We start from the raw sequence: 13,610 nt of genomic DNA on the forward strand, positions 1-13,610 counted from the left end.
AAGCGGTTTTCCGTCCGGAATTGCTTAAAAACAAAAGGTTAGAGCGGTTCTGCTGAGCCGCTCTAGTAAGCGTGGCTATTTTTATCGGTGATCGACTTCTCATCGACCTTGCCCCACAGAACCTTGTAGACCCAGGCTGTGTAGGCGAAGATGATCGGCAGGAAGATCACCGTCACCACAAGCATGATGAACAGTGTCATGTGGCTGGAGGATGCATCCCAGACCGTCAGGCTCGATCGCGGATCGAGCGAGGAGGGCAGGATGAACGGGAACATCGACAGGCCGACCGTCGAGATGATGCCAAAGATCGCCACCTTGCTGAAAAGCAGCGTCATGATCTCGCGCCTTGCCCGCATGGCAATGAAGGCCAGTGCCGCGCCGACGAAGCCGAGGACGGGCGCGATGATCATCCACGAATGAGCGCCGTAATTTGCAAGCCATGCGCCTTTCTCCAGCGCCACGGTCTTCAGCAGCGGATTGGAGGGACCGATCGGGCTGATATCGCTGGTGATGCGATAGCCACCGACGCCGATCCAAAGGAAGAGGCCGCCGAGTGCGAAAAGCACGATAACGGCAAGGGCGGCGATGCTGCCATAGCTTCTGGCACGCATTGCGACCGGGCCACTCGATTTCAACACCAGCCAGGCCGCACCATGCATCGTCAGCATGGCTAGGGAAAGCAGGCCGCAGAGCAGCGCATAGGGGTTGAGCAGCGCGAAGAACGAGCCCTCATAGAAGATCCGCATATCGTCGGCAAAGCGGAAAGGTACGCCCTGCAGCACATTGCCGACGGCGACGCCGAAGATCAGCGACGGCACGAAACCGCCGACGAAGAGCGCCCAGTCCCAGCCGCTGTGCCAGCTGGCGCTTTCCCGCTTAGACCGGTATTTGAAACCGACCGGGCGCAGGATGAGTGCGAAGAGGATCGCGAACATCGCCAGATAGAAGCCCGAGAAGGAGACCGCATAAAGCGGTGGCCAGGCAGCAAAGATGGCGCCGCCGCCGAGGATCAGCCAGACCTGATTGCCTTCCCAGGTGGCGCCGATGGTGTTGATCGCCACGCGCCGTTCCGTATCGGTCCGGGCGACGAAAGGCAGCAGTGTGCCGACGCCGAGATCGAAACCGCCTGTCGTCGCAAAGGCGATCAGCAATACACCGAGCAGCAGCCACCAGATGAGACGCAGGGTTTCATAGTCGATGAGTTCGTGAAGGATCATGGCAGGTCACTCCGCGGCCGGGACGAGGGTTTCGGAAATCAGATGGGCTTCCGGCTCGTCGTCCGGCTCCGGCCCTTGCCTGATCGCCTTGATCATCAGGCTCATCTCGATGACGATCAGCGTCGTATAGAGTGCCGCAAAACCGATGATGGTCAGAAGCACCGTGCTGGCGCCGAGGCTGGAGACGGCAGCAGCCGTCGGCAGCACGCCTTCGATCACCCAGGGCTGGCGGCCGAACTCGGCGACGATCCAGCCGAATTCGATGGCGACCCAAGGCAGCGGAATGGCAAACACCGCGATCCGCAGAAGCAGCGGGTACTTTTCGAGCTGGCGCCGCGCCGACAGCCAGAAGAAGGTCGCCGTCAGCAGGATGAAAAACATACCGAGACCGACCATGATGCGGAAGGACCAGAAGAGCGTCGGCACGTGCGGGATGGTGTCGCGCGCGGCCTGAACGATCTGCTCGTCGGTCGCCTGGCGCGGATCGTCGACGTAGCGCTTCAGAAGAAGAGCGTAACCGAGATCATGGCCGAGATCCTCGAAAGAGGTGCGCACTTCCTGCGCAACCTGGTGCTGTGCCGGTGGCGAACGGATCTGCATCAGCGCGTCGTAAGCCTTGATGCCGTCGCGGATGCGGGTTTCGGCCTGCTGTTCGAGCTTGTCGATGCCGGGGATTTCGGTCGTCAGCGAGCGCGTGCCGATCAGACCCATGACCCAGGGAATGTGCACGGCAAAATGCGTTTCGCGCGCCTCCTGGTCGGGGAAGCCAAAGGCGGTGAAGGCCGCCGGCGCCGGTTCCGTCTTCCACATGCCCTCGATTGCCGCGAGCTTCATCTTCTGGTTCTCAGTCGCGAGATAACCGCTCTCGTCGCCAAGCACGACGACTGATAGAGCCGAGGCGAGGCCGAAGGAGGCGGCGACCGTTATCGAGCGCTTGGCAAGTTCGATATGCCGGCCCTTGAGGATATACCAGGCGGAGACGCCGAGCACGAAGATCGAGGCGCAGACGTAACCTGCCGACACCGTATGGACGAATTTCGCCTGGGCGACGGGATTGAAGACCACGTCGAAAAAGCTTGTGATTTCCATGCGCATCGTCTGCGGATTGAGCGCCGATCCCACGGGGTTCTGCATCCAGCCATTGGCGATGAGGATCCAGAGTGCCGAAAAATTCGAGCCGATCGCCACCGCCCAGGTGGCGACGAGATGCCCGACCTTCGACAGCTTGTCCCAGCCGAAGAAGAACAGACCGACGAAGGTCGCCTCGAGGAAGAAGGCCATCAGGCCTTCGATCGCCAGCGGCGCACCGAAGATGTCGCCGACATAGTAGCTGTAGTAGCTCCAGTTCATGCCGAACTGGAATTCCATGACGATGCCGGTGGCGACGCCGAGCACGAAGTTGATGCCGAACAACCCGCCCCAGAATTTGGTCATCTGCCGCCAGATCTGGCGGCCGGTCATGACATAGACGGTTTCCATGATCGCCAAGAGCACGGACAGGCCGAGCGTCAGGGGCACGAACAGGAAGTGGTAAAGCGCCGTCAGCGCAAACTGGAAGCGCGAAAGCGCTACGATATCTAGTTCCATTGTCTTTCTCCCACGGTCCCACGCGGTACAGGCGTTCCTCAGCGCCGATCAGCGCTCAGGGCATGCGGTTTTGCTCAGTCCGGCCGAAGCCGGTCGAGCGCCTTTTCGAACGCCGCCTCTCCGCGGCGCGAAATTTCTGTGATACGGCCGCCTTCGATGACGGCGATGCGGTCGGCAATCGCAGCCTCGCGGCGGATATGCGTTGCGATCACCAGCGAGCGGCCCGCCGCCATCGCGGAAAGACGGGCGAGCACGTCGCGGGCAGTGACACCATCGAGGCCCTCGGTCGGCTCGTCGAGCAGCCAGAGCGGCGTGTCGCGCAGGAAAAGCCGGGCAAGCGCCAGACGGCGCGACTGGCCGCCTGAAAGTCCAAGGCCACCTTCGCCGAGCCGCGTATCGATCCCCCCAGGCATGGCCTCGACATCGGTAAGCAGGCCGGCGGCGGCAAGCGCTTCGCGAAGACGGGCCTCGTTCGCATCCGGGTTCGCAAGGAGCAGGTTGCCGCGCAGGCTGTCTTCGAAAAGCTCCGTCCGTTGCGTCAGCAGCGTTGCCGTCATCGCGGCAACGCTTCCCCTCCTTGCCGGCAATTCGCCGGACAGGAGGGCAAGCAGGCTCGACTTGCCGGCACCGCTGCTGCCGATGACGGCGAGGCGTTCGCCCGGTTGAAGCGTGAGTTCGATATCCTCGAGCGCCGGCACGGTGGAGTTTTCATGGAAGGCTGACACCTTCGCCAGCGAAAAAACGCCTCCCGGCAACGGCACCGCCAATGGTTCGGGTGCCGCCGCAACGGCAAGCCGCGGCGCGATGCGCCTTGCCGCAAGCAGCGTCCTACCGAGTTCCAGGGCACCACGGCGTAGCGCTGTGAAGGGTTCGACTGCCGCAAAGGCGACGAGCAGGCCGAGTGCGGCGACAGGAGCGGTAATCACCTTCGTTTCCGCAAGTGCCGCAACGGCAAGCAGCGATGCCGTCAGCAGCAGGGTCGAGACAAGGCCGAAGCCGAATGTCAGGCCGGTTTCGACACGGTTCAGCCGGTCGTCGGCGTGGGCAGAGTAGGCGTCGGCCGCAGCGATGATACCTGTCTGCGCGGCAAGGCGGCCGGCCATCAGCAGATCTGTCTGGCCGGCAACGAGATCGATCGTTCGCGACCGCAGCGCCTCGATGCCATGGGCGCGTCTGCGGGCATGTTTGCGCGCCGCCCGCCCGGCGATCAAGGGCAGGGCGAGGCCGGCACCGGCGAGAAAAAGGCCGAAGCACAGACCGAACAGGGGATGCATCAACCCCAGCACCACGCTTGCCGCCAGGGCTGCACCGATCGCGACCGCGGCCGGCACGAGGATGCGCAGGTAGAGGGAATCGAGCGCATCGATATCGGCCGTCAGCCGGAAGAGCAGCTTTGCGGGACGATGCAAAAGGGTGCGAGCCGCACCCGGTTCGGCAAAGCCGCGAAACAGCCTTTCGCGCAGGGCGGCGAGCACACTGAGGGTTGCGTCATGGGTCGCAAGCCTTTCGCCGTAGCGCGCGGCCGTACGGACGATAGCGAGCAGGCGGATGCCAGCCGAGGGCGCAAAGACGTCGAAGGTGATGGCGGCAGCGGCCGAAAGGCCGGCGAGCGAGGTGGCGGTGATGAACCAGCCGGACAGGCCGAGCAGGGCGATGCCGGCTGTCACCGTCGCTGCCGAAAGTGCTGCACCGAGCAACAGCGCACGCCGGCGCTCGGCAAGGAACAGACGCAGGATCGGCTTGAGGTCTGCAGCAAATCCGCTCATTCAGCGGCCTCCCTCATAACGATGTCGGCATCGATGCGCATGGCGCGATGCATGCGGGCGGCAAGCAGCGGATCGTGGGTCGCGACGATCAAAGTGCGGCCCCTGGCGAGCGAAAGCAGGCTGTCGGTAACCTCGGCGGCGGTGGCGGCGTCGAGATGCGCTGTCGGCTCGTCGGCCAGGATAATCCGGAGATACGGATTGCAGGCGGCCCGAGCGATCGCAAGCCGAAGTGCCTCGCCGCCGGAAAGCCCGATCCCGCCTTCGCCGAGCGGCCGGTTGCCATAGGCGGCGGCGACTTTTCCGAGCCGGGCGGCGTCAAGTGCATCTGCCACATCGCCGCGTGGGATACCGGGCCTGCCGAGCGTGATATTGCCAGCGATGGTGCCGGCGAAAATATGCGGTCTCTGGCCGATCCACGCCATGTTGCCGCGCAAGGCAGTGGCAGTATCATCCGCGAGCTCGATGCCGCCGATGACGATGCGGCCAGCGGTGCAGGGCGCCAGTCCTGAAATCAGCGAAAGAAGCGTCGACTTGCCGGAACCGCTGGCGCCAAGAAGCGCCAGATGTTCGCCGGCCGCGATATCGAGGTTGAAATCGTCGAGGATCAACGGCTCAGTGGCGGCGTAGCGGAAATCGACATTCTCAAGACGGATGGCCGGCGCTTCGGCGACGGCAGAGACCGCTGGCGCGACGTCGACTGCTCCTCGAATGGACAGGCCGCCGGCAGCGAGGGTGTCCAGGGCCTTCAGCGCCGCTTCGCCCGCCGCCCGATCATGCCAGACGGCCGAGAGTTCGCGCAGAGGCTCAAAGAAGGCCGGTGCGAGCAGCAGGATGAACAGTCCCTCGGTCAGGTCGAGCCGACCTACCAAAGTGCCGAAGCGGATCTCGCCGAGCAGGCTGAAGCCGACATAGACCGCAATCATCGCCACGCCGAGCGCGGCGAAAAGCTCGAGCACCGCCGAGGACAGAAAGGCAATCTTCAGCACCGCCATGGTGCGCACACGCAGCGACTCCGCCTCCGACCGTAGGCGCAGTGCCGTGGCATCGACTGCGTCGAGCGCACGGATGGTCGCCAGTCCGCGCAGCCGATCGAGCAGGAAGCCGTTGAGGCCGCCGGTCGCGACGAGTTGTTTTTCGCTGGCCGCTTGGGCACGCCAGCCGATCAGCGCCATGAAGATCGGGATCAGCGGCGCGGCGAATAGCAGAACCAGCGCGGCGATCCAGGAGACCGGCAGGATGAAGGCAAGGATGATGAGCGGCACGAGGCTCGCCTTCATGCGCGCCGGCTGGAAACGGGCGAGATAAGGCACGATCAGTTCGGCTTGTTCGCCAATGACACTTGCGGCTTTACCAGAGGCGGGGCGGCCGCGATCGATGGGCGACGACATGGAAAGGGCCGCGGCGGCAATCTGCCGCCTGCGGCTGAGCTCGGCGCGGGCGGCGTGAAAGGCCAGGCGGCCGCCAGCCGCGTCGAGACAACTTCTTGCAAATCCGAGGACAAGGATGCCGAGGGCTGGCCAGAGAACGTCATGCAATCCGCCGCCATCGGCGATGCGCCCGACCGAGACGGCCAGCAATCCGGCCTGCGGAATCCAGATGGCCGCAGCCAGCGCCTGCAGCATCGCCGCCCTGCGGAGCCCGATTTTCGCCCCGTCGCGGCCGGGCGTAACGGCACCACCATCCCGTGGCCGAGCCTCTTGTGTGTCCTTCGCGTCGAAGAAAGCAGTGCCCATGGCGCTAACTCTTGTTCGCAGGGTTCGGCCGGCGGCTACGGCCGAGCGAAACGACCCGGTCCTTGGCCTCCAGAAGCTTGGTCACTTTCGCGCCGAGCGAGAGTAGCGTTGCAAGCCTTTCTGTTTCAAGTTGTTTTACGTCTTCATACCAATGCGTCAGCTGCTCGATCAGCGTGTGCATCTCGCTCATGCGCTGCTGCGCATGCCGCTCTGCGTCGCTCGCCGGCCGTTGCATCAGGATCTCCCGCAGAACCGAAAGCGTCGGATCGACTTCACGCTTCTTTCTCTCCTCGGCCAGCGTCCTCAATATGTGCCAGACATCGTCCGGCGTGGTGAAGAAATCGCGGCGATCGTCCGGCTTGTGTTTCAGGATGACGAGGTTCCAGGCCTGCAATTCGCGCAGGCTCATCGACACATTGGAGCGCGAGATGCCGAGCGATTCGGCGATCTCCTCCGCGCAGACGGGCGCGGGCGAAACGAAGAGCAGGGCGTAGATCTGGCCGACCGTGCGGTTGATTCCCCAGCGCGACCCCATTTCGCCGAAGTGGAGAACGAAGGACTGGACGAGAGGCGGAAGGTTCATGGTCGTTTCCGTTGCGTCTGTGATTTCAGAAATTTCTGAAATCACTATACTGACCTTCGCGTTCCTCCGGCAATCGGCAAGGCTGGCCTGCGTCAATTTGGATGTCCCTTCGTTGATCCTTGGCTAGATATAGCCGGACGCGACGTGGCTGAATTTGACTTGGATCAAATCCGTAGCGCTTTGCAGCGACGACGCAAAAACGCCCGGCGATGCGTTACGCATGCCGGGCGTTCTGTCGGATTGAGATGTCTAGGCCGCCGCCTGGTTTTGGTTCAGGAATGCCGTCAGGCTCAGATCAAGCCGGCCAGAAGACCGACGCCTGCTATGGCGGCAATGCCGCCGGCCGTACGCGTCACGAAAACGCCCTGACGTTCACCGGCGCGGCCGATGACGTAACCAAGCGCAAGGCCGGCGAGGTGCAGCAGTGCGGTTGCGATCATGAAGCCGGCGGCATAGGCGGCGCCGGCGGCATTTTCCGGCATTTCGGCGCCATGTGCGTGACCGTGGAAGATAGCGAAGACGCCGATGACACCAAGTGCTGCGGCCAGCGGCGCCTTGACGTTGAGCGCAACGACGGCGCCGAGGACGACGACGGACAGCGCGATGCCGATTTCAACGAAGGGAACGGCAATGCCGGCAACGCCGAGGGCACCGCCGAGCGCCATCACCAGGACGAAGGTCGTCGGCACGAGCCAGGTGGCGCGGCCACCGAGCTGAAATGCGAAAACACCGACCATCACCATGGCGAGGACATGATCGAGGCCAGAGATCGGATGGGCAAAGCCATGGCTGAAGCCGGCAGCTTCGCCGATCGCGGGATGGGCCGAGGCGACGGCTGGAAGCGCTGCGGCAGCCAAGGCAAGCAGGCCGCTCTTGATTGCTGATTTCATTGCTCATTCCCCTCGTGAATTTTCGAATATCCTGCGGCTGCCGAACACCGGCATGGTTCCAAGTCGCGTACATCACGCTAGTTCAAAGAATTCGCGCCGTCAACGAAAATGCCATGAAATACCAAGCCAATTCAAGTGCTTATCTGATAGGCAGATGCCGCTTTCGATAGCTTCTCCCAGCGCCCCGCGACTCAAGATCGAACTGGAAACCGCCCCCCACAGAGGCTATCAATCGTCCGATAGAGACGGCGCAGACCGCCGTGATGGAGGAGACGCCATGACGAATACCGAACGGCCGCTGGCGATCAGCGCGCCCGAGCCGCGCACGCTCGATCTGATTTTCAGCGACAAGGCGCGCGCCGAACTGCATGCGAAATACGAGATCGTCGAGGCCGATCCCGAGAATATCGCCGGGCTTAGCGACGAGATCCTCGGAAGCGCGCGCTACATCATCGGCCAGCCGCCGCTTTCGGCCGAAACGCTGGCCAGAATGCCGGCCTTGCGCTCGATCCTCAACGTCGAAAGCAATCTTCTCAACAACATGCCCTATGAGGTGCTCTTCCAGCGCGGCATCCATGTCGTCACCACAGGGCAGGTCTTTGCCGAGCCGGTCGCCGAAATCGGCCTCGGCTTCGCACTGGCCTTGGCGCGCGGTATCGTCGACGCGGATGTCGCTTTCCGAGCGGGCCACGAGCTCTGGGGCGGTGAGGGAAATGCAAGCGCGCGACTGATCGCCGGCTCCGAGATCGGCATCGTCGGCTTCGGCGATCTCGGCAAAGCGCTGCGCCGGGTCCTGTCCGGCTTCAGGGCCCGGATCAGGGTGTTCGATCCCTGGCTGCCGCGCTCGGTCCTCGAGGAAAATGGCGTCGAGCCCGCAAGCCTTCAGGACGTTTTGACAAAGAGCGATTTCATTTTCGTCGCCGCCGCCGTCACCAGCGAAAACAGCAAATTTCTCGGCACTGAGGCCTTCGCCAGCATGCGCAGGGGCGCGGCCTTCATCCTGCTCAGCCGCGCCGATGTCGTCGATTTCGATGCGCTGATGGCGGCCGTATCGTCAGGCCACATCGTCGCCGCGAGCGATGTCTACCCCCAGGAACCGTTGCCGACCGATCATCCGGTGCGAAGCCTGAAAGGCTTCATCCGCTCGGCGCACCGGGCTGGGGCGCTTGACAGCGCCTTCAAGAAAATGGGCGACATGGTGCTCGAAGACATGGACCTGATGGATCGCGGCTTGCCGCCGATGCGCTGCAAGCGAGCGGAACGCGAGACGGTTTCCCGCATGCGTTCCAAACCGGTCGAAGTGAACTAGAACAGAATGCCGACGTGACGCGCCGCCTCAGGCGGCGCGCTGCTCGGCACCCTGGATCGCGGCGAGCTTCCAGTCGGCGTCGGGCTTGCGCACGAAGGTCCAAACCTCGGTGCTTTCGCTCGGACGGCGGTCGTCGCCGGAAACAACGCGGCCGCTGTCGCGTTCGACCATGGCGTCGACCGACGAATAGCGCATGGCGAGCGTCGCAAATTCCTGGCCGTCTTCGCGCCAGGCCTCGGCGATATCGCCTTGCAGCAGCTTGACGTCGGAGACGCGGTTGCGCACGCCGTTGGTAGCGTTTTCGCCGAGTTCCTCGGCAAGATAGGACATCGCCTCGGGCGTCGTCAGCCGGCGCAACGTGCCGTAATCCTCGGCACCGTAAGCGGTCTGCACCTGGGTCAGCAGTTCTTCGAACTGATCGAGATCGGCCTGCGCCAACCCGATCTCGTCGCTCGGCCGATTGCTGCGCGACTGCCCACCGAAACCGCCTCCCGACCCGATCGCCGGGATTTGGAAGGACGACTTATTCGTCGGCGACATGTTATAGGACTGGCTCTGGCCGCCGACGCCGTAGGAAGGCTGGCGGCGGTTGGCGAAATAACGCATGGCGAGCATGACGGCGCCGCCGATCAATGCGATCTGCAGCAACATTCCGAGGAAGCCGAAGCCGCCGCCGAAACCGTGGCCGAGCAGCATGCCGAGAAGGCCACCGGCAATCAGACCGCCGATCATCGAACGGCCGAAGCCGCCGAAGAAACCGGGGCGCTGAGCGCCAAGGGGCTGCTGAGCGGTAGCAGGTGCCGTGGTCTGCGGACGCGGCGTCATCGACCGTTCGATCGGCGCTGCGGGGGCAGGTGCGGTGCGGGTGACAGGCGGGGCCTGGAAGGTGCGCGTGCCGCGGCTTCCGAAACCGAAGCTGCCGGCGCGGCGCGCCTCGGCATCGTCGAGGGAAGCAAAAACGGTGGCGCTCGTCAGTGCGGCAATTGCCGCGATCTTGGCAAAACGCGAAACGGCACTCGGCATTCCTGATCTCCTGTCATGCACAATCACGGCATGTCGGGACCTAATATAGGTACTCTTTCCCCGGTGTGAAGTTCTTCGGCTTCATTACTGGCAGACGTCGACCCAACTGGCGCCGGTCAGCTCGGCCAACCGCCCAGTTTCGATGCGCACGGCCGAGTTCGTCGAGCCGGCCGCCGGCACGACTTCATCGAAGCGTTTCAGCGAGATATCGCAATAGATGGGCAGTGGCGAAGGCAGGCCGAAGGGGCAGACGCCGCCGACCGGATGGCTGGTGATCGCCACGACCTCCTCAGCGCCGAGCATGCGCCCCTTGGCGCCAAAGGTGTCTTTGAACTTGCGATTGTCGAGCCTTGCCGTGCCGCCGGCTACGACCAGCATCATCTGCTCGCCGACGCGCAGGCAAATCGTCTTGGCGATCTGGGCTGGCTCGACGCCGTGGGCTTCGGCGGCAAGCGCCACCGTCGAGGAGCTCTCGGCGGTTTCGATGATTTCGATATCGGGTGCGTGGGCGCTGAGGAAGGCGCGGACAGATTCAAGGCTCATGACGCGATGCTAGCCCAGGAAATACGCAATTTGAAGCGTAAAAGACGCCTGTCGAAAACCGCCGCTTGCAAGTCGCGCGGACATCGTCATAATAATTTTGCACACGTGCTCAATTTTGTCATTCGGCCGTTACGTTCAACCCCTAGAGCGGGATACGCCACGTTTTCGTGGGGTTTCGGAGCGGTCATCATCAGCAGTGCTGACCCGTCAAGAGGCCTCACACTGCTCTTCTAGGGAGACGAAGAAGATGACCATTTTGCCGACACTGAAATCGCTTGCCGTCGCAGCCGCCATCCTGGCCTCGACCTCCGCAATTGCACTCGCCAAGGACGTTCACATCAGCGTCTGGGCCGGCGGCACCGGCCCGAACGACGTCTATCGCCTCGACGCCATCGAGATCGCAGCCCAGCAGTTGCAGCGCGAAGCCGCTCTGAAGGGCGAAGACCTGAAGATCACCGTCGAGAAGAAGCCTTATTCCGGCTGGGACGACTTCAAGCAGGCGCTGACCCTTGCCGCCGAAGCCAAGACCGCCCCGAATATCGTCGTCAGCGGCCATGAAGACATCGCACCCTGGTCGCAGGCGGGCCTCATCGTTCCGATCGAAGATTATGTCGATCTCGACTCATGGCCGCTCAGCGACATCTATGAAAACCTGTTGAAGATCGCGTCCTATAACGGCACCGTCTACGGCATCCCGCAGGATGCTGAATCCCGCCCGATGTTCTTCTGGAAGCCTTACATGAAGGCGATCGGCTACAGCGATGCCGATCTGGATGCGCTGCCGCAGAGCGTCCAGGACGGCAAGTACACCATGAAGAACCTGCTCGAAGACGCCAAGAAAATGCAGGACAAGGGCCTCGTCCAGGCCGGCTACGGTTTTTATCCACGCACCAGCAACGGCCCTGATTACTGGCAGTTCTACACCAGCTTCGGCGGCACGATGGAAGAAGGCGGCAAGCTCGTTTTCGACAAGGCGGCGATGACCCGCACTTATCAGTTCTTCGCCGATGCCGTGAAGGCAGGCGTCACCAAGAAGAACCACATCGGCATGCCGGGCGACCAGTGGTGGAAGGAAGTCGCCACCGGCAAGGCCGGCATCTGGGACGGCGGCACCTGGCATTATGCCCGCCTCGTCAACCAGGAGGGCTTGAAGGACTTCTTCGGCAACGTGATCTTCACGCTGATCCCCGCCGGCGAAGGCGGCAAGGCCAACACGCTGACCCATCCGCTCGTCTACCTGCTGACCGCGGGTCACGACCAGGAAGACACCGAGATCGCCGCCCAGCTGGTCAAGATCGCCTCCGAGCCGCGCACCAACGCGCTGCATGCGGTCAAATCAGCTCATCTCGGCATCTCCAAGTCGGAATCGACGGTCGACTTCTATTCGGCCGACCGCTGGACCCGTGAAGCCACCGAGCGCCTGCTGCCGCATGCCAATGCGATGCCGAACAATTCCGATTTCGGCAAATATTGGAACATCATGTGGAAGAACCTCGAAGCATCCTGGACCGGCGCCAAGACCGTAGACGCCGCGGTCAGTGATGCAGAAAGCGAGCTGAAGAGCACGCTCGGCGACAAGATCGTCATCCGCTAAGATCGAAGCACTCTTCCGGGCGGCGTCAGCGCCGCCCGGTCGGTCCGCGACGAGGGGGCTTCCATGAAATCGTCCAGAACGCTCGGACTGGTGATGATCGCGCCTGCCGCGATCATGATCATCCTCTTCTTCCTGATGCCGGTCGTTCTGACGGCGGTCTTTTCGATGACCAGCATGACGACGGCGACCGGCATATCAGGCGGCGTCTACCAGATCGCGCCTAATTCCCTGATCGCGCTGAAATCGGCGCTGCCCGATATTGCCGCCGAAATGGCCGAACCGCGCTACACGATCGACGAGGCGGGGATCAAGGCTGTCGATGGCCTCGGGCTGACACCGGGGATTGCCGCGGAATTGCGCACCAAACATGCAGGTGAGGTGTTCACCGCACGCCGCGACGTCGAGCGCATGATCAAGGATCTCGCCGACCGGCCTTCGACGCGCGATGTCAAGCAGATCTCCGAACAGTTCAACCGCTCCGTCCTCAACACCCGCTTCGACAGCAAGGAGCAGCTCTTTTCGGCGCTGGATAGTCTGGGTTTCAAACTGACAGCTGAGCAGAAGGAAACGGTCGCCAAGGCCACCTATACCGGCTGGGTTTGGACGACCGACAATTTCTCGCGCATGACAACCTCACCCGACATGGCGCGCGTGCTCTTGAATACCGTGCTCTACGTCGCGCTGGTGCTGATGCTGTTCAATGTCGGCTATGCGCTGCTGCTGGCGATCTGGACGCATTACATGCCGCCGACGCCAGCCTCGATCTTCCGCGGCATCTGGCTCCTGCCGCGCATCACCCCCGTCGTCATCTACGTCATGCTGTGGAAGTGGCTTGCCTGGGATACCGGTTTCATTTCGATCCTGATGGGCAAGTTCGGCTATCCGCCAAAGAACTATCTTCTCGACAACGCCTATAACGCCTGGTTCTTCGTCGTGCTGATCAACGGCTTCATCGGCGCCTCGATGGGCATGCTGGTCTTCTCCTCGGCGATGAAGGCCATTCCGAAGAGCCAGTTCTATGCGAGCGAGGTCGACGGCGCCTCGCGCTGGCAGCAGATCCGCTACATCATCCTGCCGCAGATGCGCTGGCCGATCCTCTTCGTCACCTGCTACCAGACGCTGTCGCTGCTTGCCTCCTTCAATGAAATCCTGCTCGCGACCAATGGCGGACCGGGCAACGCGACCGAGGTCTGGGCGCTCTCCGCCTATCACACTGCGCTCAGAAACTATGCCGGCAATCTCGAATACGGGTTGGGTGCCGCCATGGCCTTGGTGCTCGTCGTCATCGGCGTGACGCTGTCGCTCCTCTATCTGCGCGTCTTCAACTACGGCACGCTTGTCGCCAAGCCCCTGATCGAGGATTGA

At 62.7% G+C, this 13,610-nt stretch carries 11 protein-coding genes; 3 read left to right on the plus strand and 8 right to left on the minus strand.

Annotation, left to right across the window (positions count from 1 at the left end):
* Positions 1-62 precede the first annotated feature (62 nt).
* The 6 genes from cydB to J3P73_RS32655 all read right to left on the minus strand — a co-directional run bounded on the left by cydB (position 63) and on the right by J3P73_RS32655 (position 7,776).
* Positions 63-1,217 carry a cytochrome d ubiquinol oxidase subunit II gene (gene cydB, locus J3P73_RS32630; protein ID WP_130773282.1) on the minus strand — a complete coding sequence of 385 codons (1,155 nt, stop codon included), beginning with the start codon at positions 1,215-1,217 and terminating at the stop codon, positions 63-65.
* A gap of 6 nt (positions 1,218-1,223) precedes the next feature.
* Complete coding sequence (locus J3P73_RS32635) at positions 1,224-2,804, minus strand: cytochrome ubiquinol oxidase subunit I (RefSeq protein ID WP_130693476.1); 1,581 nt, start codon at positions 2,802-2,804, stop codon at positions 1,224-1,226.
* Between the two features lie 74 nt (positions 2,805-2,878).
* Positions 2,879-4,570: an amino acid ABC transporter ATP-binding/permease protein gene (locus J3P73_RS32640; RefSeq protein WP_130775659.1), complete on the minus strand. Its 1,692-nt coding sequence runs from the start codon at positions 4,568-4,570 to the stop codon at positions 2,879-2,881.
* Positions 4,567-6,303 (minus strand): thiol reductant ABC exporter subunit CydD, encoded by a 1,737-nt coding sequence (cydD, locus tag J3P73_RS32645; protein WP_207580084.1) that lies wholly within the window; start codon positions 6,301-6,303, stop codon positions 4,567-4,569. Before cydD ends, J3P73_RS32640 begins: the two co-directional genes overlap by 4 nt.
* A 4-nt stretch (positions 6,304-6,307) precedes the next feature.
* A complete protein-coding gene (locus J3P73_RS32650) occupies positions 6,308-6,886 on the minus strand; it encodes a GbsR/MarR family transcriptional regulator (protein ID WP_024320112.1) in 579 nt (192 codons plus the stop codon).
* A 290-nt stretch (positions 6,887-7,176) separates the two neighbouring features.
* Positions 7,177-7,776: a HupE/UreJ family protein gene (locus tag J3P73_RS32655; protein ID WP_018069325.1), complete on the minus strand. Its 600-nt coding sequence runs from the start codon at positions 7,774-7,776 to the stop codon at positions 7,177-7,179.
* Positions 7,777-8,053: 277 nt separating this feature from the next.
* On the opposite strand from J3P73_RS32655, the gene J3P73_RS32660 reads away from it, so the two are divergent.
* A complete protein-coding gene (locus tag J3P73_RS32660; RefSeq protein WP_024320113.1) occupies positions 8,054-9,085 on the plus strand; it encodes a hydroxyacid dehydrogenase in 1,032 nt (343 codons plus the stop codon).
* A gap of 27 nt (positions 9,086-9,112) precedes the next feature.
* On the opposite strand, the gene J3P73_RS32665 is transcribed toward J3P73_RS32660, so the two are convergent.
* Positions 9,113-10,108, minus strand: a complete 996-nt coding sequence (locus J3P73_RS32665) for a Tim44 domain-containing protein (RefSeq protein WP_130707123.1) — start codon at positions 10,106-10,108, stop codon at positions 9,113-9,115.
* Between the two features lie 84 nt (positions 10,109-10,192).
* On the minus strand, positions 10,193-10,651 hold the full coding sequence (locus J3P73_RS32670) for a YbaK/EbsC family protein (RefSeq protein ID WP_018069328.1): 459 nt from the start codon (positions 10,649-10,651) through the stop codon (positions 10,193-10,195).
* 247 nt (positions 10,652-10,898) lie between these two features.
* On the opposite strand from J3P73_RS32670, the gene J3P73_RS32675 reads away from it, so the two are divergent.
* Both J3P73_RS32675 and J3P73_RS32680 read left to right on the plus strand, forming a co-directional pair.
* Positions 10,899-12,245 carry an extracellular solute-binding protein gene (locus J3P73_RS32675; RefSeq protein ID WP_018069329.1) on the plus strand — a complete coding sequence of 449 codons (1,347 nt, stop codon included), beginning with the start codon at positions 10,899-10,901 and terminating at the stop codon, positions 12,243-12,245.
* Positions 12,246-12,308: 63 nt separating this feature from the next.
* Complete coding sequence (locus J3P73_RS32680) at positions 12,309-13,610, plus strand: carbohydrate ABC transporter permease (protein ID WP_207580085.1); 1,302 nt, start codon at positions 12,309-12,311, stop codon at positions 13,608-13,610.

Source organism: Rhizobium ruizarguesonis, assembly GCF_017357285.1.
Taxonomy (GTDB): Bacteria; Pseudomonadota; Alphaproteobacteria; order Rhizobiales; family Rhizobiaceae; genus Rhizobium; species Rhizobium ruizarguesonis.